Annotated in this window: 18 protein-coding genes; 16 read left to right on the plus strand and 2 right to left on the minus strand. The window is 46.4% G+C overall.

What is annotated here, in order from left to right; all coding sequences use genetic code 11:
* Window positions 1-182: 182 nt before the first annotated feature.
* The 10 genes from pyrR (at window position 183) to ahpF (ending at window position 13,756) form a co-directional block, all read left to right on the plus strand.
* Window positions 183-737 carry a bifunctional pyr operon transcriptional regulator/uracil phosphoribosyltransferase PyrR gene (gene pyrR, locus BMX05_RS06855; RefSeq protein WP_093309318.1) on the plus strand — a complete coding sequence of 185 codons (555 nt, stop codon included), beginning with the start codon at window positions 183-185 and terminating at the stop codon, window positions 735-737.
* Complete coding sequence (locus tag BMX05_RS06860; protein WP_093309321.1) at window positions 724-1,692, plus strand: aspartate carbamoyltransferase catalytic subunit; 969 nt, start codon at window positions 724-726, stop codon at window positions 1,690-1,692. Before pyrR ends, BMX05_RS06860 begins: the two co-directional genes overlap by 14 nt.
* Window positions 1,693-1,706: 14 nt before the next feature.
* Complete coding sequence (locus tag BMX05_RS06865; RefSeq protein WP_093309324.1) at window positions 1,707-2,999, plus strand: dihydroorotase; 1,293 nt, start codon at window positions 1,707-1,709, stop codon at window positions 2,997-2,999.
* Window positions 3,000-3,070: 71 nt separating this feature from the next.
* Window positions 3,071-3,478 carry a CoA-binding protein gene (locus BMX05_RS06870; RefSeq protein ID WP_218139001.1) on the plus strand — a complete coding sequence of 136 codons (408 nt, stop codon included), beginning with the start codon at window positions 3,071-3,073 and terminating at the stop codon, window positions 3,476-3,478.
* Window positions 3,479-3,508: 30 nt separating this feature from the next.
* Window positions 3,509-5,131, plus strand: coding sequence for a methyl-accepting chemotaxis protein (locus tag BMX05_RS06875; protein WP_093309327.1), 1,623 nt, complete (start codon window positions 3,509-3,511; stop codon window positions 5,129-5,131).
* Window positions 5,132-5,218: 87 nt separating this feature from the next.
* Window positions 5,219-7,957, plus strand: a complete 2,739-nt coding sequence (locus tag BMX05_RS06880; RefSeq protein ID WP_093309329.1) for a class I SAM-dependent DNA methyltransferase — start codon at window positions 5,219-5,221, stop codon at window positions 7,955-7,957.
* Between the two features lie 2 nt (window positions 7,958-7,959).
* Window positions 7,960-10,029: a DEAD/DEAH box helicase gene (locus BMX05_RS06885; RefSeq protein ID WP_093309331.1), complete on the plus strand. Its 2,070-nt coding sequence runs from the start codon at window positions 7,960-7,962 to the stop codon at window positions 10,027-10,029.
* Between the two features lie 16 nt (window positions 10,030-10,045).
* On the plus strand, window positions 10,046-11,311 hold the full coding sequence (locus tag BMX05_RS06890) for a GIY-YIG nuclease family protein (RefSeq protein ID WP_093309333.1): 1,266 nt from the start codon (window positions 10,046-10,048) through the stop codon (window positions 11,309-11,311).
* A gap of 198 nt (window positions 11,312-11,509) precedes the next feature.
* Window positions 11,510-12,070 carry an alkyl hydroperoxide reductase subunit C gene (ahpC, locus tag BMX05_RS06895; protein ID WP_395855154.1) on the plus strand — a complete coding sequence of 187 codons (561 nt, stop codon included), beginning with the start codon at window positions 11,510-11,512 and terminating at the stop codon, window positions 12,068-12,070.
* 141 nt (window positions 12,071-12,211) lie between these two features.
* Window positions 12,212-13,756, plus strand: a complete 1,545-nt coding sequence (ahpF, locus tag BMX05_RS06900) for an alkyl hydroperoxide reductase subunit F (RefSeq protein WP_093309336.1) — start codon at window positions 12,212-12,214, stop codon at window positions 13,754-13,756.
* Between the two features lie 158 nt (window positions 13,757-13,914).
* Here the strand turns inward: ahpF and gor are convergent, their stop codons facing one another.
* Entirely contained in the window at window positions 13,915-15,264 is a 1,350-nt protein-coding gene (gor, locus tag BMX05_RS06905) for a glutathione-disulfide reductase (RefSeq protein WP_093309338.1), read from the minus strand.
* A gap of 180 nt (window positions 15,265-15,444) precedes the next feature.
* On the opposite strand from gor, the gene can reads away from it, so the two are divergent.
* Both can and BMX05_RS06915 read left to right on the plus strand, forming a co-directional pair.
* Window positions 15,445-16,122: a carbonate dehydratase gene (gene can, locus BMX05_RS06910; RefSeq protein ID WP_093309341.1), complete on the plus strand. Its 678-nt coding sequence runs from the start codon at window positions 15,445-15,447 to the stop codon at window positions 16,120-16,122.
* 56 nt (window positions 16,123-16,178) lie between these two features.
* Window positions 16,179-17,213, plus strand: a complete 1,035-nt coding sequence (locus BMX05_RS06915; protein ID WP_093309344.1) for a DUF4124 domain-containing protein — start codon at window positions 16,179-16,181, stop codon at window positions 17,211-17,213.
* A gap of 56 nt (window positions 17,214-17,269) precedes the next feature.
* Here BMX05_RS06915 and BMX05_RS06920 read toward each other — a convergent pair whose 3' ends face one another.
* Window positions 17,270-18,400 (minus strand): S-(hydroxymethyl)glutathione dehydrogenase/class III alcohol dehydrogenase, encoded by a 1,131-nt coding sequence (locus BMX05_RS06920; protein WP_093309558.1) that lies wholly within the window; start codon window positions 18,398-18,400, stop codon window positions 17,270-17,272.
* A 172-nt stretch (window positions 18,401-18,572) separates the two neighbouring features.
* Between BMX05_RS06920 and BMX05_RS06925 the strand changes: the two genes are divergently transcribed.
* The 4 genes from BMX05_RS06925 (at window position 18,573) to cas3f (ending at window position 24,922) form a co-directional block, all read left to right on the plus strand.
* Window positions 18,573-19,439: a LysR substrate-binding domain-containing protein gene (locus BMX05_RS06925; RefSeq protein WP_093309346.1), complete on the plus strand. Its 867-nt coding sequence runs from the start codon at window positions 18,573-18,575 to the stop codon at window positions 19,437-19,439.
* A gap of 132 nt (window positions 19,440-19,571) precedes the next feature.
* A complete protein-coding gene (locus BMX05_RS06930; RefSeq protein WP_245710554.1) occupies window positions 19,572-20,402 on the plus strand; it encodes a BrxR family transcriptional regulator in 831 nt (276 codons plus the stop codon).
* A 114-nt stretch (window positions 20,403-20,516) separates the two neighbouring features.
* Complete coding sequence (gene cas1f, locus BMX05_RS06935) at window positions 20,517-21,530, plus strand: type I-F CRISPR-associated endonuclease Cas1f (protein ID WP_093309347.1); 1,014 nt, start codon at window positions 20,517-20,519, stop codon at window positions 21,528-21,530.
* The gene (gene cas3f, locus BMX05_RS06940; RefSeq protein ID WP_093309349.1) at window positions 21,527-24,922 is read left to right on the plus strand and encodes a type I-F CRISPR-associated helicase Cas3f; all 3,396 of its coding nucleotides are present in this window, start codon (window positions 21,527-21,529) and stop codon (window positions 24,920-24,922) included. Before cas1f ends, cas3f begins: the two co-directional genes overlap by 4 nt.
* Window positions 24,923-25,083: the final 161 nt, after the last annotated feature.

A 25,083-nucleotide genomic window follows, 5' to 3' on the forward strand; every position in this document is an offset into this window, starting at 1 on the left:
AACTTAAAGCGGCTGGACTGTCGTTTTCGCTTGCGGAGTCTGTGTAAGTCAATCATTCATTTGATTGTTGCGGACGTTGAAACAAGAAGCCTCGCCCATAGCCGTTAGGCGACGGGCGGGGAGTAGTCACAATGTTGCAGTGCCTTGTATTTTCGCAATTTTTTGCATGAGGATTACCCCACATGATATGTACACAAGCCCCGCCGCCACTGGAAGCCTTTCCTGTATTGATTGAAAAATTGGGTGTTTCTTTACAAGCACACCTTGCCACCTTGGCACCTGAGGAGGTGGTTTGGGTCGGTATTCATAGCGGTGGCGTTTGGGTCGCCCAAGCTTTACAAGCTGAATTAGCGGTAAAAGAGGTGGCGGGCGTGGCGCAAGCCCCTTTGGGGACACTGAATATTAGTTTTTATCGCGATGATCTCACCCGTATTGGCTTGCATCCGCAAGTTCAGCCTTCACAGCTTCCTTTAAGTGTGCAAGATAAGCATGTCATCTTGGTCGATGATGTACTCCAGTCAGGGCGAACTGTCCGCGCGGCGATGAATGAATTATTTGATTATGGCCGTCCAGCGAGTATTTATTTAGCGGTACTGGTACAAGTTAACGCGCAAGAATTACCGATTCAAGCCCAAGCGGTTGCCGCAAACGTCGATTACCATCCACATTGGCGCGTGCAATTAGATAGTGAATTAAATTTACATTGGATTCAAATAGGGGAAGATGCTGGTGAATAATATTCAGCTTACTGCGGATGGTCGTTTGCGTCATTTATTGACTTTAGAAGGCTTGCCAGCAGATTTATTAACCCATTTGTTAGATACCGCTGAATCTTTTGTCCCTACGAACCGTCAAGCGGTCAAAAAGCTGCCATTATTACGTGGTAAAACCCTCATCAACTTATTCTTTGAAAATTCTACCCGTACTCGTGCCACTTTTGAGCTGGCGGCGCAACGCCTTTCTATGGATGTGCTCAATCTTGATATTAGTACCTCCTCCACGGCAAAAGGCGAAACCTTAAAAGATACCCTGAAAACGCTTGAAGCCATGCATGCCGATATTTTTGTAGTACGGCATTCAGACTCAGGCGCGGCCCATTTTATTGCGCAGCACCTCACCCCAGATGTGGCCATTATTAATGCTGGTGATGGACGCCATGCCCACCCTACCCAAGCCTTATTGGATATGCTGACTTTACGTCGCCATAAAGGGGATTTTAACCAACTGAAAGTCGCGATTGTGGGCGATATTTTGCACTCGCGCGTAGCACGTTCACAAATTCATGCGTTAAATATCCTAGGGGCTGCAGAAGTACGTGTGATTGCCCCGAAAACACTCTTGCCGGTTGCGATTGAAGATTTAGGCGTGCGTGTTTTTACCCGGATGGCCGATGGCCTCAAAGATGTGGATGCGGTAATTATGCTGCGTTTACAAAAGGAGCGGATGCAAGGCGCCTTATTACCTTCTGAGCAAGAGTTTTACCGTCTTTATGGCTTAACCAGTGACAAACTCGCTTATGCACATCCACAAGCGGTAGTGATGCATCCTGGTCCTATCAATCGGGGGGTTGAAATTGAATCCGCCGTTGCCGATGGCGAACGATCCTTGATTCTCCCCCAAGTGAGCTACGGCCTTGCTGTACGTATGGCGGTGATGAGCCATCTTATTGGCGCGCAAGTTCCACAACCTTAAGGATGTGTTTTCGTATGAGTGAAGCAACAAAAATTTCCATTATCGGCGCACGCGTTCTCGATCCAACGCAACATTTAGATGCTTGTTTAGATGTGCATTTAGACCAAGGGCGCATTTTGGCGTTGGGCGATGCGCCTGCGCATTTTATTCCTGAACGCACCTTGGATGCGAGCGGCCTCCTGCTGACACCCGGCTGGATTGATATCGGTACCCATGTTCGCGAGCCTGGCCCCAGCTATAAAGGCCAGTTAGCCTCTGAGTTACCCGCAGCCGCCGCAGGTGGTTTTACCCATGTATGTGCGCGTCCAGATACCCAGCCGGTACTGGATAGCCCAGCTTTGGTACGTACCCTAAGAGATAAAGCCGCAGGCATTCAAGGCGCACGTTTTTTACCTATGGGAGCTTTAACCCGAGATTTGCAGGGGCAAGCCTTAACTAATATGGCAGGTTTGCAAGATGCCGGTTGTATTGCACTGAGCCAGATGCACTATGGTTTTCAAGATGTGGGGATTTTAAAGCGTTGTCTTGAATATGCTGCCACCTTTGATTTATTAGTGTGTTTGCAACCGCAAGACCCTGCCCTTGCAAGTAAAGGCTGTGCACATGAAGGCGCGGTTGCGACCCGAATGGGGCTAGCTGGGATTCCCGAAACTGCCGAAACCTTGGCGTTAGCCAATATCCTGTTATTAGTGGAAGCGACAGGGGCACGGGTGCATTTACAGCACATTTCTTGTGCGCGTTCTGTCGATATGCTCTATCAAGCGCAAGAACGTGGGTTAGCGGTCACTGCGGATGTGAGTATTCAGCACCTGATGTACAGTGAGCATGATCTGGAAAACTTTAATACCCTCTTTCATGTGCAACCACCGTTACGCACCTTGCAAGATCAAGCCGCATTACGCCAAGGCTTGCAAGATGGTGTCTTGCAAGTGCTAAGCAGTGGCCATCTGCCGCAAGATGCCGCAGCTAAAAATGCACCTTTTGCAGCCTCTGAGGCAGGTGTTTCTAGTTTAGAAACCCTGGCCAGCCAAGGATTAGCTTTAGTAAATCAAGGCGTTTTGACCCTGAATCAGCTGATTGAACGTCTCACCTATGCACCGGCTTGTGTACTGGGCTTAGACGCCGGACATTTACATTTAGGGGCGAATGCAGATTTTTGCTTACTAGATCCGGATGCACACTGGCAAGTGACGCCCGCGAGCTTAGTCTCTATGGGGAAAAACACGCCCTTATTAGGGCAAGAATTGACAGGCCGGATTGTGAGCACTTGGGTCCAAGGACGCGAAGTTTTCTCTCGTCTTGCTTGAGATAGATAAAAAGTGAATTTTATTTTACAAATCAATTGCAGGGACGCAATTTTTAACCCTAGGTGATTCAGATGCAAGCGATGCAAACAATGCGTGCCATTTTAACTAGAATGCGCACGATAGCTTTAGTCGGTGCGAGCAACAAACCCGAACGCGCCAGTTATCAAGTGATGCAAGCCTTGTTGGCGCAAGGCTATCAAGTCTTTCCTATCAACCCTTTATTGGTAGGAGAAGAGATTCTGGGCTGTCCTGTTTTAGCTGATTTAACTGAAGCGCCTTGCCCTATTGATGTGGTCAATGTTTTCCGCCAATCCGATCAGGTACCACAGATTGTGCAAGCCAGTATACAAGTGCAAGCCAAAAGTATTTGGACGCAATTAGGTATTGAGCACCCACAAGCCACCGCACAAGCGCAAGCTGCTGGGTTACAAGTGGTGACGAACGCTTGTATTGCAGTAGAATTAAAAAAACTCACCTAATTACTAGAAGCATACTTCCAAGGACAGGCCATGTTCACCAGCTTGAAATCTCGTTTACTTACTGCATTTTTTATTTTAAACGCCCTGAGTGTGTTCGCCTATACAAGTTACTCGTATCAGATCCGCAGTACAGATTTATATCAGGCCATTGATGAACAGCTTATCCTTGCGGCCCATGCAGGGGCTTTTATTACAGACACACGTTTGTATCAAGCAGTGGCTGCAGGCGATTTTAGCAAAACAACTTCAGATCAATTACAAAGCCGTATCTACCAATTATTAGAACATCATCCCATTCAATACGTGTATACCTTAATTGAACGTCAAGGCAAGTTCTATTTTGTTTTAGATACACCGGACCCAGAAGAATATGATGCAAAAGTTTTTCCTGATCCCTTACCCTTATATGAAGAACCCAGCCAAGCCTTAATCCGTGCTTTTCAAAGTCAAACGCCTGTTTTTGATGAATATACCGATGAATGGGGCCATTTTCGTTCAGTCTTTATTCGTCATCAAACCCCAGAAGGATATACCTTTGTTGCAGGGGCAGATATTAGTATTAATCACCTCAATCAAGAATTATTAGTGACTTTATTGACGTCTGCAGGTATTGGGATATTTATCTTTATTTTTTCTTCCGCATGTATTTATTTGTTAATTCATCATTTATTAAAGCCTTTAGGGCAAGCGCAAACAATTATTCGTGAAGTGGCACAAACGCGCAATCTGACCTTAAGAACCCAAGCCGGCCAAGATGAGATAGGTTTATTATTACAAGATTTTAATTTTTTAATGCAAGAGCTCCAACAAACCCTTGCCCAAACCACCCAAGGGGCATGGCATACGGCAAGTATTTCTGAACAATTAAAATCCAGTAGCCAACAAATTAATCAAAGTGCCATTAGTATTGTGTCGGCATTAGATCAGGTGCGTTTGGAAAGCGAAACCAATGCCAGTTTATTGCAGCAATCTTACCAGCAGCTGACAGAAACGGTCACCCAAGTGCTTGATGCAGTGCAGGATTTAGACCAAAGCCAAGCAGCCATTCAACACATGGCACAACAAATTCAGTACAGCACCCAAGTACATACACAATTAGCTGAGGATTTGGATCAGCTAGCGCAAGAAGCACAAGAAGTAAATCAAGTGCTGGATAGTATTAACGAGATTGCAGAACAAACTAACTTATTAGCACTAAATGCAGCGATTGAAGCGGCACGCGCTGGGGAACAAGGGCGCGGCTTTGCGGTGGTTGCCGACGAGGTACGTAAACTCGCACAACGCACACAAACCAGTTTGCAGCAAACACGTACTATTTTGGATCATATTCTACAAGCCATCACGCAAGTGAGTGGCAAAATGCAAGCGGCTTGTACTGAGCACCAAGCCTTATTAGGGCATTCGGCGCAAGCCTGTACCCGTATTGATACCAGTACGCAAGCCATGCATCACACCCAATATCAGGTACAAACCACATCCCAGCACCTCACCCAAGTGGTGCAGGCCAATACGCAAGTTTTGCAACAAATGACCCATATTGAGCAGCATACACAGGAAAACTCCACCAGTATTGAGCAAATCTCTAGTGCTGCCGACCAATTGCAAACCTCGGCAACGGCACTAAAACAGCAATTAGCGAAATTTACTTGCTAGTTGCAGTACGAGGCATGGCAGGGCTCCTTGTGATAATTCATAAAAAACAGCAAGATAAGACAAAGTATTCACACAAGGATCTGCACCATGGCCATCAGCCAAGCCCGTATTATCGAATCCCTTGCCCAGGCTTGTAACCCGCTTAATCCAGATGAATTGATCTTTTCTTTTTTAGATGCTTACGGTTTTCCAAAAAGTACAATCACTCGGCTGCGTAAAGGCGGTGATAGCCGCAACCTGGCCGAAGGTGAGGATATTGCGCTCAAAAAGAAACTTTACTTTCGAGCCCTAGCGCAAGGCTCGGATTTGGAGGCTGAGGCCGAGGCGCTCAAGGCTAGCGAATTGGTCACCCGCAATGACATTCGTTTTGTGATGGTGACGGATTTTGTCAACCTTGTGGCTTTGGATTTGCAAGCGGAAGAAAGTTTGCACACCCCGCTTGAGAAACTCGATAAGCAATATGCCTTCTTTCTGCCATTGGCCGGTTATGAAAAAGCGATTATGTATGCCGAGCATCCGGCGGATGTAAAAGCCTCTGAAAAAATGGGCCAGTTGTTCGATCTGATTCGCGAGCGTAACGAGCTTTCCAAGCCGGAAGATATTCATGCGCTGAATGTCTTTCTAACGCGCCTCTTATTCTGTTTCTACGCCGAAGATACCGGCATCTTTGCGCAAGGGCAGGTAACCTCCGTTATCCAGTCGACCACTCGGGAGGATGGCGCAGACCTTGATCAGTTTTTTATGGACCTGTTTACCGTCTTGAATCTGGAGCAGGAAGATCCCAAGCGGAACCTAATGCCAGCCCATTTTCAAGCCTTCCCGTATGTCAACGGTGGCCTCTTCCATGATAAGGAGCCGATCCCAGAATTTGGGCGTAAAGCACGTCGTATTTTGCTGGATTGCGGTTCACTCGACTGGTCCGAGATTAACCCAGATATTTTCGGTTCCATGTTCCAAGCGGTGATTGATAAGGAACAGCGCGGCAACCTGGGTCAGCATTACACTTCTGTCTCTAATATTATGAAGGTGATCCAGCCACTGTTTCTTGACAAGCTGTACGCCGAATTAGAGAAGTCACGTAAAAGTGAGAATAAGCTCAAGGGGTTACTCCTGCGTCTGCAGAATCTGCGGATTTTTGATCCTGCTTGTGGTTCTGGTAATTTTTTGATTATTGCCTATAAAGAGTTGCGCAAGCTGGAAATGGAAGTCATCGATGCGCTGAACTCAGTGTCAGATCAGCCTGAGATATATTATTCAGGTATTCGGCTTTCCCAGTTCTTTGGCATTGAAATTGACGATTTTGCCCACGAGGTTGCGGTTCTTTCGTTATGGCTAGCCGAACACCAAATGAATATGGCCTTTAAAGCTAAGTTTGGCTATGCCAAGGCGGCGCTGCCATTACGGGATTCCGGCCATATTGTGTGTGGTAATGCCTTACGCTTGGATTGGCAACAAGTCTGCCCGCCGCTTGATACTCACGGAAATACCTATGAAGTTTATCTCTGTGGCAATCCACCGTTTTTGGGTAGTGCTGGGCGTAGTCAGGTGCAGAATGAGGATATGGCTTATGTATTCTCGGAGTTCAAATCCTTCGGTATGCTTGATTTTGTCGCCTGTTGGTTCTGGAAAAGTTCGCAATACATCTCCGAACGTCATGCAGAGTTCGCACTGGTTTCCACCAATTCAATCTGTCAAGGGGAACAGGTTGCAACACTCTGGCCCTCTATCCTTGGTAAAGGTCTAAAAATCCGTTTTGCTTATCCCACTTTTGCTTGGAAAAATCAGGCAAAACAAAATGCTGCTGTTCATGTGGTTGTTGTTGGTGTGGCTAATGCTTCTATCAACCAGAGATCAACACTGTTTAAAGTACAGGACGGTAAAAACATTCATCGTGTTGATGTCGACAATATTAACCCCTATTTACTGGAAGGCGGGGATATAGTGATTGAAAGCCGCAGCAAGCCTCTTTGCTCGGTCCCTGAAATGCTCTATGGAAATAAGCCTATCGATGGTGGGCATTTATTACTTAACACTGCAGAAAAAAACCAGCTTATACAAGCTGAGCCGCAAGCCGCCCGATGGATTAAACAATTGATGGGAGCACAAGAATTTATCCAAGCCAAAGAACGTTGGTGTTTATGGCTGGTTGAGGCAACCCTTGAAGATATTGAGGCTATGCCCTTGGTAAAGCAGCGGGTAGAGGCTGTTCGGGAAACACGTCTTGCTAGTCGGGACGCAGGGGCACGAAAATTGGCTGAAAGGCCTCATCAGTTCAGAGATCTGAAAAATCCAGAATCTTTCATTTTGGTTCCGGCCTTTACAAGCGAGCGGAGGCCGTATGTCCCAATAGGTTTTTTTGGTGCTGAAACCATATCAAACAATAAAAACTACATGATACCCAACGGCACCTTGTACGAGTTTGGCGTTCTTGAATCTGAAATGCATATGGATTGGATGCGAACTGTCTGCGGCCGCTTGGAAAGCCGCTACGGTTACTCGGTTACACTGGTTTATAACACCTTCCCTTGGCCCCAAGTCACCGAACAGCAACGTAAACAGATTGAAGCCTTGGCCGAAGAGGTCTTGTTGATTCGTGAGGATTACCCAGGCAAATCCTTAGCCAATCTATACGATCCCGATAAAATGCCCGAGCCTTTACTCAAAGCCCATCAAACCTTGGATCGCGCGGTGGAAAAGCTGTACCGCGACAAGCCGTTCCGCGATGCGTCCGAACGCCTGGAGCATCTGTTTGCGCGTTACGAGAAACTGATTGCCGCTGAGAAAGCGCAAGCACCTGCCAAAAAGAAATCTACACGGAGTAAGTGATCATGGCTAACCTCTTGACCGTCCAGTACAAGCAAACCGGGAACAGCGCAAACCTCAATGCGCTGGGGATGCGCGAAATGCAAGCGCGTGCCTACGAAGCCCGTGATGCCCAATATCTATTGCTTAAGGCGCCGCCGGCGTCGGGTAAATCGCGTGCTTTAATGTTTTTAGCGCTGGATAAGCTGCATCATCAAGGTCTCAAAAAAGTGATTGTTGCGGTGCCGGAAATGTCGATTGGGAGTTCATTCAAGGATACCGATTTGACCCGCGGCGGCTTTTTTGCGGATTGGAAGGTGTTGCCAAGCCATAACCTGTGTATTCCCGGTGGTGAGGCGCGCAAGGTGCAAGCTTTGGTCAATTTTATGGCTGATCCCCAAGCCCCCATCTTGATTTGTACCCATGCGACCTTGCGCTTTGCTTATCAGCAGCTTCAGCCCGCGGATTTTAACCATACCTTATTGGCGATTGATGAGTTTCATCATACTTCCGCCGATGGCGAGAACCGTTTGGGTAATCTGATTGATGGGGTGATGGCTGGTTCGAATGCGCATATTATCGCGATGACAGGCTCTTACTTCCGTGGCGATGCCGTGCCTATCTTGCTTCCTGAGGACGAGGAGAAGTTTACCCAAGTCACTTATTCCTATTATGAGCAGCTCAATGGCTACCAGTATTTAAAATCGCTCGGGATTGGCTATCACTTTTATACTGGGTCTTATCTTGATGCCGTACATGAGGTTTTAGATACCACCAAGAAAACCATTATTCATATTCCGAATGTGAATTCGGTGGAATCCACCAAGGACAAGCTGACTGAGGTGGATCATATCCTGGATGCGATTGGCGAAGTGATCGAGAAAGATATGACGACCGGCATTATCACGGTGAAGGATGCCTCAGGCCGGCTATTGAAAGTGGCGGATTTGGTGGATGATGGCCCCTTGCGGGTTGAAGTCCAAAACTATTTGCGTCAGGTGGCCAAAGCCGAGGATATGGACATGATTATTGCGCTGGGCATGGCTAAAGAAGGTTTTGACTGGCCTTGGTGCGAGCATGTGCTCACCATTGGGTATCGCTCCTCACTGACGGAAATTATTCAAATTATTGGCCGTGCGACCCGTGACTGTGAAGGTAAAACCCATGCGCAGTTTACTAACCTGATCTCCCAGCCGGATGCCGAAGATGAGGATGTCAAACGGTCGGTAAACGATATGCTGAAGGCGATTACTGTGTCCTTACTGATGGAGCAGGTGTTGGCCCCTGCAGTGACCTTTAAACCACGCTCGCGCTTGCTGGCGGGGGAGCCGATGGCACCAGGGACGATTGTGATTGAAGATACCAGTGCGCCTGTATCCGTGCGGGTGATTAAGGCGCTGGAAAATATGGATAATATCAAGGCGGCGATTCTGCAAAAGCCCGAAGTGATAGCGCCGGCGGTTACAGGTGATGCAGATCCCGAGGTGATGGAAGCGGTGGAAATCCCCAAGGTGATCGAAAAGCTGTATCCAGAGATGGAACAACAAGAGGTACAGACGGTCGCGGAAGCGGTACAGACTTCGATGGCGATTCAATCCACAGGGGGGTTATTTGATGAAGCCCAACTCCCTGCAGGGGCGCAAATTTTCGTACCTCAGGGGATTGAAGATCAGGCTAGACCTTATGAAGCCGAAGCCAAGCTTTCCTCTAAAACAAGCCCGAGTACATCGACGAGCGATGCGAAAGCGCACCGTAAGTTTGTGCTGATTGGCAATAAATTCGTCAATATTGAACATCTGAATGTGGACTTGATCCGCCAAGTAAATCCTTTCCAAGGCGCTTATGAGATTCTTTCCAAAGCGGTCACGCCGTCCGTGCTGAAAACCATTCAAGATACCGTGGTGGGGATGCGCTCGCAGATGTCGGAAGAGGAAGCAGTCATCCTCTGGCCGCGAATCAATGAATTCCGTAAGGACAAAGGGCGTGAGCCTTCGGTGACAGCCAGTGACCTTTACGAGCGCCGATTGGCGGATGCACTGGCTTACATCAAGCGTAAAGCGCAGGAACGCAAAGCCGCTCAAGCACACACCGCATAACATAAGGAGATGGACCATGCCCCCGATTGATCACCATCGCAAAGGCAGAGCGCGCCTGTCGTTAGAGGATATTTTAAATGGCCCAGATGAATTTGGTTTGCTTGCGGTGAAAGCCAAGGAGGCTGGCGGCGGCCTGCCTGTGGAAGTAACTAAATTTGAAGAAATTAATACCTTTATTGAGCAGCATGGCCGGGTGCCTGCTAGTTCAGGTGCCCTGTCTGAAAAGCTGCTGGCTCGGCGGCTCAATACGTATCTTCATTGTCCAGAGTCGCACGCTTCCCTGAAACCCTATGATCGTTATGGCCTCTTATCCAGTGCGGAAACAGAGACTCAGCCCAGCGCTGACCCTGTACAACCCAGAGTGCAAAGCCTTTCAGAGACAGAAAATGTCACCTCGTTAGAGGATATTTTTGCCAGTGAAGCCTTTGCGGCGCTAGATCAAGGCGAGGCCGCCTTATTTGAGCCTGTGCATGTGGCTTTTGCGACACCAAGAGAAATCCCAGAGGAGATTGCGCAGCGGCGGATTTGCAAAGATTTCTCTGTGTTTGAACCTCTCTTTAAAGCACTGCATCAAGGTCTGCAATCAGGAAAAATAAAAACGGCACGTTTTCAGCGGGCCTCCCAGATGCGAACCGGTGATGCCTTTATTTTAGAAGGGGTGCTGTGTTTGATTGATGAAGTGGGCGAGCGCCGAGAAGATAATCAAGGCCGCTATGATCCCCGCTTGCGGGTCATTTTTGAGAACGGTACTGAATCAAATCACTTGCTGCAATCACTGGCGAAACGTCTTTACCAAGATGAAAACGGCCGCCGGATTATGCGTGATCCTGATTCGGTCGAGGATGCATTCAATAATATTACCCATAAAGATCAGCGTGCCGGCCAGATTTACTTGGTCGCGACCAAGAGTGAACACCCAGATCTGCAAGGGATTCCCAACTTGATCAAAATCGGCTACACAGAGCAGACGGTTGAGGAAAGGACCAAAAATGCAGCGCGGGAGACGGCGTTTCTGGAAGCACCGGTCAAGATTCTCGCATCCATGGAATGCTATAACCTCAATCCAAGAAAATTTGAAACCTTAATTCATGGATTTTTGCATGCGCAACGGTTGCAAATCACCCTGATCGGTCAAGATGGCAAAAAGTACCACCCGCAAGAATGGTTTTCTGTACCTTTGGAGACAGCAAGAGAAGTAGTGAAGCGTATCCTTGATGGCAGTATCGTCCATTACCGCATGGATAACACGCGGGGACAACTGGTGAAAAAAAGCGCAACTTAAGCTTTATCCCTGCACTTAAATAGCTTAAAGCTATTGCTTTGTTAAATACAATCAATTTTAAGTATGTGATCTGATCGGCTTATACTCAATCCCGTAAACAAAAGTTTGCACAGCACACAAAGCATTTTTAATAAATTTTGCTAGCCTTTTATAGGCAAGTGCTAGCTCAATCCAAAACGAGGAGAAATCAAGATGTCTATGTATATTGGTTCTGAAGTACAAGCTTTTAACGCGACAGCTTTTCACAAAGGCGAGTTTGTGGAAGTGTCTGAGCAAGACCTGAAAGGCAAGTGGTCTGTGGTTTTCTTCTATCCAGCTGATTTCACTTTTGTCTGCCCGACTGAGCTAGGCGATTTAGCAGATAACTATGATGAGTTCCAAAAGCTCGGCGTAGAAATCTATGGTGTTTCTACTGATACCCACTTCACCCATAAAGCTTGGCACGACACTTCAGAAACCATTGGTAAAATCCAATTCCCTCTGATTGGTGATCCAACAGGCAAAATTACCCGTAATTTTGGGGTGATGATTGAAGAGGCTGGTCTAGCCGAACGCGGTACCTTCGTGATTGATCCAGAAGGCAAAATCCAAATCGTCGAGATCAATGCAGGCGGTATTGGCCGTGATGCAAGTGAATTGCTGCGCAAAGTAAAAGCTGCGCAATATGTGGCCACACACCCAGGCGAAGTTTGCCCTGCTAAATGGAAAGAAGGTGAAGCGACCCTTGCCCCTTCTTTGGATCTTGTCGGTAAGATCTAAGACGCCAGACCACCAGCAGGGTGATGATCACCTTGCTGGTACCTTCCCAGTAAAAACGCACACTACCTAAAGAAGGCGCTTGTCTGTTCGGGTTAGTCGTCTGTGCAAAATTTAAAAATATTTTTATATAGGAATATAATTATGTTAGACGCTCAATTAAAACAACAGCTGCAAGCTTATTTAGGTCACTTAAAACAACCTATCGAACTCAGCTTAGCCTTAGATGATTCTAAAAAATCACAAGAAATTCAAGATCTTGCACAAGAAATTGCCAGTCTATCGGATTTAATCAGCCTGCATCATACCGAGCGGGCACGTGCACCTAGTCTAGGGATTGCACCAGCAGGGGAAACCGCAAGAGTTATTTTTGCCGGCGTGCCTATGGGGCATGAGTTTACCTCCTTGGTACTTGCCTTATTACATGCGGGCGGGCATCCACCCAAAACCGATCCCGCCGTGATTGAGCAAATCCGCCAACTGGATACAGAATTACACTTTGAGACTTATATTTCTCTATCCTGCCAGAATTGCCCGGATGTGGTGCAAGCGCTGAATTTAATGGCAACCTTTAACCCTAAAATCACCCATACCATGGTGGATGGGGCCTTATTTCAAACTGAGGTTGAGCAAAAACATATTATGGCGGTGCCGGCGGTCTATTTGGCCGGTGAAAGTTTTGCCCAAGGGCGGATGAGCTTGGAAGACATTCTTGGCAAAGTCGATACCCAAGCCGGCGCACGGCAAGCGCAAGCCTTAGCACAAAAAGCCCCTTATGATGTGCTGATTGTCGGTGGTGGCCCAGCAGGTGCCGCAGCTGCTATTTATGCTGCTCGTAAAGGGATACGCACCGGCTTAGTGGCCGAGCGTTTCGGTGGTCAAGTCATGGATACTGTGGGGATTGAAAACTTTATTTCTGTGCCCTATACAGAAGGGCCGAAATTGGTGGCGAATTTGGAAGCCCATGTGCAGGAATACGGTGTAGATATTATTCGTGATCAAAAAGCGCAGGCTTTACGACGTGCACAAGGGATTGAGGTCGAGCTGGCTAGTGGGGCGACCTTAACAAGCCGAAGTGTGATTTTAGCGACCGGTGCGCGCTGGCGTGAGTTAAACGTCCCCGGTGAGCAAGAATATAAAGGCCGTGGCGTGGCTTACTGTCCGCACTGTGATGGCCCCTTCTTTAAAGGGAAAAAAGTGGCCGTGATCGGTGGTGGGAACTCTGGTATTGAAGCGGCGATTGATCTTGCCGGCATTGTTGAACAGGTCACGGTATTAGAATTTGGCGAAAGCTTGCGGGCGGATGCGGTATTACAGAAAAAAGCCCAATCTTTGGCCAATGTGGAGATTATTACGCAAGCGCAGACAACTGCTGTGGTTGGTGATGGCAATAAAGTCACAGGGCTAACTTATCTTGACCGCCGTGATCAAAGCGAGCATACCCTGGAACTGGCGGGGATTTTTGTGCAAATCGGCTTGGTGCCTAATACGGATTGGTTGCAAGACTCGCAAGTGAATCTATCAAAATTTGGTGAAATAGAAGTTGATAGCCGAGGCGCGACCTCTATGGCCGGCGTGTTTGCTGCGGGCGATGTCACTAATATCCCATATAAGCAAATTGTGATTTCTATGGGATCAGGCGCCAGTGCCGCACTGGGTGCCTTTGATTACCTGATTCGGGAAGCTTGATGCCTTTTTTAAGACACCTTGAAGAGTGCCCCGACAGATCTGCTCCCCAGCCGCAAGGTTTGGGGAGTTTTTTTATTTGCAAAAACACCAAAAAAGCCCCATCAAGAAGGGGCTAAAGATTCAGACGCTAAAGTCAGGTTGAGATGCCACTAGGCAGCTTAATCGCGCATAGTGACAAATTCTTCCGCGGCTGTTGGGTGAATCCCTATGGTGGCGTCAAAAGTTGCTTTGGTCGCACCGGCTTTTAAGGCGACGGCCATACCTTGAATAATCTCGCCGGCATCTTCACCCACCATATGTAACCCAAGCACTTTCTGGCTAGTTTGATCTACCAGCATTTTCATAAGGGTTCGTTCTTGGCTACCGGAGAGGGTATGTTTAAGTGCGCGGAACTCAGAACGATAAACTTTCACATTAGCATATTTTTGGCGTGCTTCTTGTTCCGTCAGGCCAACACAACCGATATTGGGATGTGTAAAAACGGCAGTCGGAATTAACTCATAATCCAAGTCCACCTTTGCCCCTTGGTACAAGTGTTTTACCAAGGCCATGGCTTCTGCTAAGGCCACCGGCGTCAATTGCACGCGACCGATCACATCACCTAAGGCATATAACCAAGGCAAATTGGTTTGAAATTCATTATTGACGGCGACCGCGCCTTTTTCATTGAGTTGCACGCCTAAATCTTCCAGGCCCAAGCCTTGGATTTTGGGTTGGCGTCCTGTGGCGTATAACACTTGGTCGGCAAGCAAGGCTTGGCCATTGGTGAGTTCAGCGAGAATCCCGCCTTCCCCTTGGCTTAAACTTTCAATATTGGTATTGAAATGCAAGTTCACACCTTTTTTACGCATTTCACTCACTAAATGTTGGCGGATATCCTCATCAAAACCACGCAAGACCAAATCACCACGGTAAATCAGGTGAGTCTCTGCGCCTAAGCCTGCAAAAATACTCGCAAATTCCACCGCGATATAACCACCACCAACAATCACTAAGCGCTGTGGAAATTCGGCGAGATCAAAGATTTCGTTCGAAGTAATCGCCAATTCGCGCCCTTGTAAGCCATGAGGTACACTCGGCCAACCACCGGTGGCAAGCAAAACACGCTCAGCGGTATAGACTTGTTCGCCGATTTTCACTTGATGGTCGCCAACTAATTGGCCACGGCCTTCTAACAAGGTGACGCCTGAGTTGACTAATAATTGACGATAAACTTGGTTAAGACGTTGAATTTCAGTTTTTTTCTGCTCGCGTAAATGGGCCCAATCAAAGCTGACTTCTGCTGAAACTTGCCAACCAAAGCCTTGTGCTTCATGGAGGCTTTCGCCATAGTGTGCCGCGTACGAATACAGCTTTTTAGGCACGCAACCCACATTGACACAGGTGCCCCCCAAATAAGTGTCTTCGCAAACGGCGACTTTCACGCCTAAAGCTGCTGCGGTGCGCGCTGCACGTACACCACCGGAACCTGCGCCAATCACTAATAATTGGTAATCATATTGACTCATAAAAAAACTCCTTGTGATCAGATACATTAGGGATAGCTTAACATATCTTATTGATAAAACGAGAAAATAGGGCACGATGACCCATCTTGGTTGCTTACAACTTTGGTCTAGATGGTATGATGTTGAAAGCCAGTCCACCAATCAAAATACCTTATTGTGGCCATAAAGGAGACCTAACTCATGTGTCAATCGACAGATACAAGCCCTCAATGTGCTATTAGCAAGTTGTTAGAACAAAATCGTACGTGGGCCGAATCCATCCGTGCGCAAGATCCGCAATATTTTCAGCGTTTATCTGCACAACAAAGCCCAGAATTTTTATGGATTGGTTGTTCGGATAGCCGTGTGCCAGCCAACCAAATTACCGGCTTGCAACCTGGGGAGGTTTTTGTACATCGTAATGTCGCCAATATCGTACACAACAACGACTTAAACCTTTTATCCGTAATCCAGTTTGCTGTTGATGTGCTGCAAGTCAAACACATTATGGTGGTTGGGCATTATGGTTGTGGTGGTGTGAAAGCAGCTATTTCGAATAAGGAATTTGGCCTAGTTGATTATTGGATTCACGATATCCGTAATATTTATCAGCTCCACCGTGAAGAGCTAGAAGCCTTAGAGCAGGAAGATTTAATTGTCGATCGCTTATGTGAGCTCAATGTGATTGCCCAAGTCGCCAATGTGTGCCGTACCAAGATGGTCCAAAGGGCTTGGCGTCGTGGTCAAAATTTGAGTATTCATGGTTGGTGTTATGGTTTAAAAGATGGTTTGTTAAAAGATTTGGGCGTGAGTGTCTCGTCCTTAGAAGATGTGCCTTCGGTGTATCGCATGGATACCCGCTTTCAGGTACCTAATTAGAGAAAAATGGTGTGCGGGTACCTGCTAAGGTATCCGTATTTTAGGGAGAAAAAAGGATGCAGGGTCGATTAAAACAAGGTTTAACGCCTTGGTTTGCAGCTTGTTTTTTTGTTTGTGCTGGTGCCATGCTGGCGACAGAAGCTTTAGCGAATGAAAGCACGGCCCCTAAATTACCTGGCTTAATGAAAGAGACAGAAAGCCATGATTTTGAGTGTGTGCCTTTGCCGCCAAGAGTGACAGTACAAGGGCAAATGTATAAGTGGCGAAATGCACAAGGACAATGGGTCTACAGTGATCAGCCCCCTGACGATCCTCGACGCGAATCGCAAATTCTGAATGCCAAGCATCATGGGCTTGCTTTGGATTTATCCTTGCGTATTCATGGCGAAAGCGGCGTCAGTTTTCTGCGTGATCAAATCCAAGCGGATACGCAACAGCTAGCCAATTTACTTGCCCGTTACTTGCCTCAGCATTCCTTCCCTGCCATCCGTCTCAATATTCAAATTTTTAGTGATCAAGACTTGTACCAGCAGTATTTGCAAGAACAAGCACCTCAGCTGAACCCACAAGCGATAGGTTTTTATAGCTTACGCACGCATGAAGCGGTCGTGATGCGTCAAAATCGTGCAGAAGATACTTTAAGAATTTTACGCCATGAGGTGGTGCATCTTTTAATGGCAAGCTTGTTTGGTCCCACTCCGCATTGGCTGAATGAAGGCTTAGCAGAAAATTTAGAAGTTTTAGATTTACAAGCTCAGTTAAAACTTCTAGCGCCTTCCGTTCACCATTACCAACGTGTGCAACAACAAGGAATCGCTTGGCCACTGGCGGAGTTTGTGACCTTTGCTTCCCCAGAATGGGCGCAGTTGTCGGCACCAGATTTATATGCCCAAGCTTGGGCATTGGTCCGTTATTTACTCGAACCAACGCAAGAACACCACTTACGCGCTTTATTTAAAACCTTATGGGCACAACGTTGCCAACCCTTTGATAGTTTAGCTTGGTGGCAACAAACAACAGATTTGCAACATTTTGAACGTGAATGGCAAGCCTGGCTTGATGCAGGCTTACCTAAAAAATTGCGTTTTTAGTGAAAATCTGTGCAAACCCCGCCCGATCGGGCGGGGATGGATAAAGCCAAGGGGCATTATAGGTTGTAGTGAATCACGCTACGGATACTTTTACCTTCATGCATCAGCTCAAAAGCATCATTAATATCCTCTAAGCGCATGGTATGGGTAATAAAATCATTGAGTGCAAACTTGCCTGCTAAATAGTCTTCCACAATACTAGGCAACTCAGAACGCCCCTTCACGCCACCAAAAGCCGAACCACGCCAAACGCGACCTGTTACCAATTGGAAAGGACGGGTACTAATTTCTTGACCTGCACCGGCTACCCCGATAATCACAGATTCGCCCCAGCCTTTGTGGCAACATTCTAATGCGGAACGCATCACATCCACATTACCGATACATTCAAAAGAGTAATCCACGCCGCCTTCTGTCAGCTCTACAATGACATCTTGAATCGGCTGATCATAATCACGCGGGTTAATGCAATCGGTCGCGCCTAACTTTTTGGCTAACTCAAATTTGGATTCATTGACATCCACCCCAATAATCCGGCTGGCACCGGCCATGGTGGCACCGATAATCGCAGATAATCCAATGCCGCCCAGACCAAAAATGGCTACAGTGGCACCGGCTTCGACCTTAGCGGTATTCATCACGGCGCCCATGCCTGTGGTGACCCCACAACCTAACAAGCAGACTTCTTCTAAAGGGGCTTGAGGGTTGACTTTGGCTAGGGAAATCTCTGGTAATACTGTGTACTCAGAAAACGTTGAGCATCCCATATAGTGATACAGGGTTTGGCCCTGACAGGTGAAACGACTGGTACCATCTGGCATCAACCCTTGTCCTTGTGTGGCCCGTACAGCCTGACATAAGTTGGTCTTGCCAGATTTACAGAATTTACATTCGCCACATTCTGCCGTGTATAAGGGGATCACATGGTCGCCGACTTGCACACTGGTGACACCTTCACCGACAGACTCTACAATACCGCCGCCTTCGTGCCCTAAAATTGTCGGAAAAATACCTTCAGGATCTTCACCTGAGAGGGTAAAAGCATCCGTATGGCAAACACCGGTGGCCACAATACGCACTCGGACTTCACCTGCTTTAGGCGGTGCCACTTCGACTTCTTCAATTTTCAAGGGTTGCTTGGGGCCCCAAGCAACCGCAGCACGGCATTTAATTACTTCAGCAGTCATGGAGAACGCCTCTTTGGTGGTCAGGTTGTGATCAAGCGCACGAATTAAGTAATGTGCTTGCTGAAGTAGTTTAATCTTTTCTACCTGCATGATAATAGGTTGTTTTTACAAATCACTTTTACCAATCAGTAATAATCCGAGTTGGTAGCACAAGCACAGAGATAGAAACATTATGGCTCAATGGGAAGGTGTTAATGAATTTGTTGCTGTGGTTGAAAGCGGCAGTTTTACCCAAGCAGCACAACGCATTGGAATTTCCACGGCGCAAGTGAGTCGTTTAATTGCCCAATTAGAACAGCGTTTGGCAACCAAGTTACTGTACCGCAGTACCCGCAAGGTTTCCGTGACGGAAGCAGGCACCCTTTATTATCAGCATTGTCGCCAAGTGCTGGACGCTTTAGAAGCCGCAGAGCGAAAACTCACCTATTTGCAAACCACCCCAAGGGGTAAGCTGCGTATTACGATGCCGATCACTTATGGTGAAAAAGTCGTAGCCCCTTTGTTAAATGATTTTATGTGCGATTATCCGGAGTTAAAAATCCAAGTCCAACTCAGTAACCAAAAGCTAGATCTTGTGAAAGAGGGTTTTGATTTAGCGGTTCGTATTGGTAAATTAGAAGATTCAAATATGATGGCCAAGCGTTTAGCAACACGTCGATTATTTTTATGTGCTTCTCCTAGTTATATTCAAACTTACGGTATGCCACAGGCCTTATCTGAATTAAACCGACATAATTGTTTATTAGGAACACTAGATTTTTGGCGTTTTAAAAAAGATGGTAAAGAATATAACTTAAGAGTACAGGGAAGTTTAAGATATAATAGTGGTCATGCCTTAGTTGATGCGGCTTTAAAAGGCTTGGGTCTAGTGCAACTGCCAGATTTTTATGTGCAATCCTCTTTACATTGTAAAGATTTGATAGAAGTATTACCTGAATTTCAACCAGAAGATGAAGATATTTGGGCACTGTATCCACATGACTTGCATCTTTCACCCAAGGTCCGTAGATTAGTCGATTTTCTAAAAGAAAAATTATAAACTGATATCTTATTGTGCTTTAAATGCATTCAAGAATAGATAATTTAAAGATCCAGTTCAAAATAGGTCTTACCATGTTTGGTGCTTATATTAGATCCATGAATTTTATTAATAGGGACATGACATTTGACGATGCACACGCCACAAACTCGATATTTGTTTTTAGAAATGCTGGCCTTATGGCAAGGCTATGTCCGTAATAAGGATTTGGTTAATCAATTTGTGATAAGTCGCCAACAGGCTTATCAGGATATCCGCGCTTACCAAAAGCACTATCCGGGGCGGCTTTATAGAACATCTACTGGTCCTTATCAGTTCACGCCACAATTTATAGAGCAGGCGTCTAAACACTCACTAGAAGATTACTTGCATTGGTTGACGACAGGTCAATTTTATGCACCGAAAATATCACAACATGCCTTATTCGGTGAGTTTTGTGTTGCGCCGCAACGCTACGTAGCACCTCGGGTGATTGCTGCTTTAACGGAAGCCATACGTCAGCAAAAACGCGTCGAACTTGGTTATGTCTCCCTCTCTCATCCTGAGTGGCAAGGGCGTATTTTTCACCCACATACTTTTGTGAAAACGAGTCTACGTTGGCATGTCCGTGGGTATTGTGAAAAATCCCAAGATTACCGAGATTTGGTGTTAAGTCGTTGTCGTGGTGATGCTGAGGTACTGGATACATCCCAATATACGCAAAAAGATGATTATGCTTGGAATACACAGGTGACGCTTATTTTTGCACCTGATCCTCGGTTAAGTGAAGCACAAAAAGAAGTGGTTAGCCATGATTACCAATTGAAAAACGGGCAAGTACAGATCAGCACACGCGCGGCTTTAGTGAATTATTTATTAAAGGAAATGCAAATTAACCCCCAATACCTTGAAGGCACACCAGAAGCACAGCAAGTAATTTTAGTCAACCCAGATGACGTTAAACCCTGGTTATTTGGGCGCTAATATGCAGTTAAACACACTTAAGGTAAAGTCACTTGACCTATACCAATAAGGAGGATTGTACTTTGTATTGATATCAGGTAGATAAGGGAAAGGTAACAAGGAACGGAGTTAGCAATGGACGATTTATCCCCTTCAGACCTTAAAGTGATCTTGCACTCGAAGCGTGCCAATATGTATTACTTGGAACACTGCCGTGTAATGCAAAAAGATGGGCGCGTTTTATACTTAACTGAGGTTAATAAGGAAAACCTCTACTTTAATATCCCTATTGCTAATACCACAGTATTAATGCTTGGTAATGGTACTTCGATTACGCAGGCAGCAATGCGTATGCTTGCGCAAGCTGGGGTGTTGGTTGGATTTTGCGGTGGTGGGGGCACGCCACTGTATATGGCCTGCGAAATAGAATGGCTGACACCACAAAGCGAATATCGTCCTACGGCATATTTACAAGGTTGGATGGGCTTTTGGTTTGATGACGATAAACGTTTAGCTGCCGCTAAAAGCTTCCAACAAGCGCGGATCCATTATTTACAACACGTATGGCAAAAAGACCGTGATTTAAAAAGTGAGGGCTTTGATTTTGAAGATAAAAGCATTCAAAGCGCCCTTGATCTCTTTTTTACCCGCACCCAAGCTGCAACCAGCTCGCAAGAATTATTACTGACTGAAGCACAACTGACCAAAGTGCTCTACAAGTACGCAGCTCATCTCACGCAAAACGCAGGCTTTAAACGTCAACATGAAGCAACTCGTACGGTGGCGATTGGCAAAGCCAACGATTTTTTAAATCACGGTAACTATCTAGCTTACGGTTTAGCAGCATGCACACTCTGGGTTTTGGGCATACCCCATGGTTTTGCAGTGATGCATGGTAAAACCCGCCGTGGTGCTTTGGTATTTGATGTGGCGGATTTAATCAAAGATGCGCTGGTTCTTCCTTGGGCATTTGTATGCGCTAAAGAAGATGCCACTGAACAAGCATTTCGCCAGCAGATACTACAAGCATTCATCGATCATAAAGCGCTTGATTACCTGTTTGAGCAGGTAAAAAAAGTGGCTTTGCAGGCGTTAACAGAACAGCAAATTGACGCAATTGAAAACGATCAAGTGGGTGACGCTTTATGATGGTCACTTTTGTTTCTCAATGTGAAAAAAATGCGCTCAAGAAAACCCGCCGCGTACTAGATGCCTTTGCCAATCGGATTGGTGATCATACATGGCAAACCCTGATCACCCAAGAAGGGTTGAACACAGTTAAAAAGATGCTACGAAAAACGGCGAGCCGTAGCACTGCGGTCAGTTGCCACTGGATCCGCTCTCGTTCGCGCAGTCAGTTGTTATGGGTTGTGGGGAATCAACGGAAATTTACTTTGGAAGGGTATGTGCCGGTGAATAGTACAGAGAAAAACCTGTTGCACAGTGAATACGAAAATGATTGGAAATATTTACCTTTAATTAAAGCGCTGGCGGCGATGGCGGCATTACTACACGATTGGGGTAAAGCTTCTTTATTATTTCAAGAAAAATTAAACCCTGAGATAAAAACCAAGCGTCAAGGTGATCCGCTGCGCCATGAGTGGATCTCTTGCTTGCTATTTCATCAGTTTGTGACAAGTCAAGGTTCTGAAAATCACGATCAAGCTTGGTTAAACGCACTCATGCATCAAGGAATTGATGAATCGGGCTTTGCTCCTGATGCCTTGCTAAGAGAAAAATCTTTAGCAGATTTACCCACAGCTGCAGCCCTTATCGCTTGGTTGATTGTTTCTCACCACCGACTCCCTTTGCCTAAAGACGCCGACTTGTGTAAGGCGCAAAGAGAAAAGACAAACGCTTCGTTTAATGACTTATTGAGCAAAATTACCTCAGCATGGGGCTATGAAAACCGCTTTGATGAATACAACACATTGCTGCCGAAATGTTTTGAGTTTCCGTTAGGGCTGCTTTCTGACTCCAAGGTTTGGCGTGCTGAACTCGCGTATCGTGCAAAAGATTTATTACATCACTTACCCTTATTAGCGCAGGCCATGCAAGATGGTAGTTGGCGGGTGATTTTGCATCATGCGCGCTTGAGCTTGATGTTAGGGGATCACTATTACTCTTCGCAACCGAATGATCATCAATGGAAAACGTCTGTAGACCTGTACGCTAACACAGATCCTAAAAGCAAAGCACTTAAGCAAAAGCTCGATGAGCATTTAGTTAAGGTTGCTAAAGTCACTGTGAAGACAGTGAAGTTATTGCCATTTTTCGAATCTGAGCCACTCAAAGCAACGGAGCTCAACGAGCTTGCACCTAAGGCTAACACACCAAAAACCTTCCGCTGGCAAGATAAAGCAGTACGTAAAATCACGGAGTGGCGTGCACACACGGAAGATCAAAGCCAAGGCTATTTTGTGGTCAATATGGCAAGTACAGGCTGTGGCAAAACCATCGCTAACGCCAAAATGATGCAGGCGTTATCTGAAGATGGTGAAAGTTTACGTTTTATCCTTGCGCTTGGCTTGCGTACTTTGACCTTACAAACGGGGGATGAATATAAAAAACGCCTGCAATTGCAAGACAGTGATTTGGCGGTTCTGATTGGCTCAAAGGCGATTTATGAACTGCATCAATCCGGTCAAGCGGTTGATAAAGAAGACATTGAGCTTTATCAAGCTGAGCTAGGTTCTGAGTCGCTGGAAAATCTGCAAGAAGAAACAAGCGAAGTACATTGGCAAGGTGTGTTACCTGAAGAAGAATTGACCACCATTCTTTCAACTGATAAAGGAAAATGTCAGAAATACAGGGCTTTACTTTACGCTCCAGTGCTGGTGTGCACCATCGATCACATTATGGCCGCGACCGAAACCAAACGTGGTGGACGTTATATTTTGCCTTGCCTGCGTTTAATGTCGTCGGATTTGGTGATTGATGAAATTGACGATTTTACGGGCGATGATCTGATTGCGATTGGCCGGTTAGTGCATTTGGCCGGTATGTTGGGGCGCAAAGTGATGATTTCCTCCGCAACTATTCCACCGGATTTAGCGCTTGGCTTGTACAACGCCTATCGCCAAGGCTGGGCAATTTTCGCTGCTAGTCGTAACCGCGCCACTAGGATTAATTGTGTGTATGTTGATGAATTTACGACACAGACGCAATGCATTGGGAGTTGTGATCAGGATTTAGCCACTTACCAAGCGTTGCAGCAAAACTTTATCACTCAGCGAGTGGCAAAACTTAAAGGTCAGCCTGTTAAACGTAAAGCTGAAATTCTTGAGTGCGTTAAGTTAGATGATCAACCACTAGAAACACAGTATTTCGAGATCATTAAACAAGCGGTGTTGGTCAAGCATCAGCAGCACCATAGCATAGATCCTGCAAGCCAAAGACAGGTTTCCTTCGGTGTGGTACGAGTTGCCAATATTGCGCCTTGTGTCGAACTCACCCGATATCTACTGAGTTGTGATTGGCCTGCAGAGACCGAAGTGCGTTGTATGGCTTATCACAGCCAGCAAGTGTTGTTGCTGCGTCATGCACAAGAAAAGCATTTGGATGAAGTGCTCAAACGTAAAGAAAAAACCGGAGAATTACCTGCCGCTTTGACTCATCCTATCATTCGTAACCACCTAACCACTTGCCAAGCAAAAAACCTGATTTTTATTTTGGTGGCAACGCCAGTAGAAGAAGTGGGGCGAGACCATGATTTTGATTGGGCTGTGATTGAGCCTTCTTCTTTCCGTTCGATTATTCAAATGGCAGGGCGTGTACGTCGGCACCGTGATGGAGAAGTCTTGGTGCCTAATATTGGTGTGTTGCAGTACAACGTTAAAGGCTTTCAAGGAGGACAAGCGCGTGTCTTTAACCGCCCAGGCTATGAAACACACCAAGTTCCGCCGCTAAAAACCCATGATTTGAAACAAGATTTAGTCGATGAGACCGCACTTTTGCAATCGGTCAATGCGATTGCGCGTATTCAAAAGCCAGCGGCATTACAGCCACAAAATCGCTTAGTCGATTTAGAGCATTTTGCGACCGCCAAAACTTTTGGGATCGACCAAATTGGTAAGCCAGAGACAAAACAGGTCAGCCGGCAGGATAGATTTAGCCGCAACCGTCGTAACAGCGCGCCGCCGCCATCTTGGAGTGAGCATTTGCACGGTCATATTCACGGCTACTGGTGGCTTACCGCATTACCGCAATTTTTCAAACGCTTTCGTAAAAGTGAACCCACGGTGCAAATTTATTTGGTTAAAAAAGAGCGCTGCATTGAGTTTTGTTTGCGCGAAGAGCGAGGCGGCGGTTTATACCCGATTGAACGCACTTTAAATATTAGTCATCAGCCGCTGGCACCAGAGCAACAAGAGAAACTCTGGCTGCAACGCGATTATAGCGAGTTGGTAAGTCAGTACAGTCCAAACGCTGAACAGGAGTACGCTATTTCAGTACGTTATGGCGAAATCAGCTTTACCCATCGTGAAGGTCATCAGCAATTCATCTACAACGACCAATTGGGGTTAGTAAAAGAAGCTTAAAAACAGGAAAGGCTGGGAAAAACCCAGCCTGAAGCTACCTGCATGGTAGTGAACATCTTAAACAATTAAATAATTTTCTAAGCTGCGCTTTTCGCAGTGGGTAGAGGCTACAGTAGGCAAGATGCACTTGCAAAGAAAAAATAATCAATTTTTTATTTTAA

The sequence above is a fragment of the Allopseudospirillum japonicum genome, from assembly GCF_900108915.1.
Taxonomy (GTDB): domain Bacteria; phylum Pseudomonadota; class Gammaproteobacteria; order Pseudomonadales; family Halomonadaceae; genus Pseudospirillum; species Pseudospirillum japonicum.

What these genes read in the sequence shown, in the direction of transcription:
- pyrR (WP_093309318.1), top strand. Translation starts at nt 183, where the DNA reads ATGATATGTACACAAGCCCCGCCGCCACTGGAAGCCTTTCCTGTATTG.
- BMX05_RS06860 (WP_093309321.1), top strand. Translation starts at nt 724, where the DNA reads ATGCTGGTGAATAATATTCAGCTTACTGCGGATGGTCGTTTGCGTCAT.
- BMX05_RS06865 (WP_093309324.1), top strand. Translation starts at nt 1,707, where the DNA reads ATGAGTGAAGCAACAAAAATTTCCATTATCGGCGCACGCGTTCTCGAT.
- BMX05_RS06870 (WP_218139001.1), top strand. Translation starts at nt 3,071, where the DNA reads ATGCAAGCGATGCAAACAATGCGTGCCATTTTAACTAGAATGCGCACG.
- BMX05_RS06875 (WP_093309327.1), top strand. Translation starts at nt 3,509, where the DNA reads ATGTTCACCAGCTTGAAATCTCGTTTACTTACTGCATTTTTTATTTTA.
- BMX05_RS06880 (WP_093309329.1), top strand. Translation starts at nt 5,219, where the DNA reads ATGGCCATCAGCCAAGCCCGTATTATCGAATCCCTTGCCCAGGCTTGT.
- BMX05_RS06885 (WP_093309331.1), top strand. Translation starts at nt 7,960, where the DNA reads ATGGCTAACCTCTTGACCGTCCAGTACAAGCAAACCGGGAACAGCGCA.
- BMX05_RS06890 (WP_093309333.1), top strand. Translation starts at nt 10,046, where the DNA reads ATGCCCCCGATTGATCACCATCGCAAAGGCAGAGCGCGCCTGTCGTTA.
- ahpC (WP_395855154.1), top strand. Translation starts at nt 11,510, where the DNA reads ATGTATATTGGTTCTGAAGTACAAGCTTTTAACGCGACAGCTTTTCAC.
- ahpF (WP_093309336.1), top strand. Translation starts at nt 12,212, where the DNA reads ATGTTAGACGCTCAATTAAAACAACAGCTGCAAGCTTATTTAGGTCAC.
- gor (WP_093309338.1), bottom strand. Translation starts at nt 15,264, where the DNA reads ATGAGTCAATATGATTACCAATTATTAGTGATTGGCGCAGGTTCCGGT.
- can (WP_093309341.1), top strand. Translation starts at nt 15,445, where the DNA reads ATGTGTCAATCGACAGATACAAGCCCTCAATGTGCTATTAGCAAGTTG.
- BMX05_RS06915 (WP_093309344.1), top strand. Translation starts at nt 16,179, where the DNA reads ATGCAGGGTCGATTAAAACAAGGTTTAACGCCTTGGTTTGCAGCTTGT.
- BMX05_RS06920 (WP_093309558.1), bottom strand. Translation starts at nt 18,400, where the DNA reads ATGACTGCTGAAGTAATTAAATGCCGTGCTGCGGTTGCTTGGGGCCCC.
- BMX05_RS06925 (WP_093309346.1), top strand. Translation starts at nt 18,573, where the DNA reads ATGGCTCAATGGGAAGGTGTTAATGAATTTGTTGCTGTGGTTGAAAGC.
- BMX05_RS06930 (WP_245710554.1), top strand. Translation starts at nt 19,572, where the DNA reads ATGCACACGCCACAAACTCGATATTTGTTTTTAGAAATGCTGGCCTTA.
- cas1f (WP_093309347.1), top strand. Translation starts at nt 20,517, where the DNA reads ATGGACGATTTATCCCCTTCAGACCTTAAAGTGATCTTGCACTCGAAG.
- cas3f (WP_093309349.1), top strand. Translation starts at nt 21,527, where the DNA reads ATGATGGTCACTTTTGTTTCTCAATGTGAAAAAAATGCGCTCAAGAAA.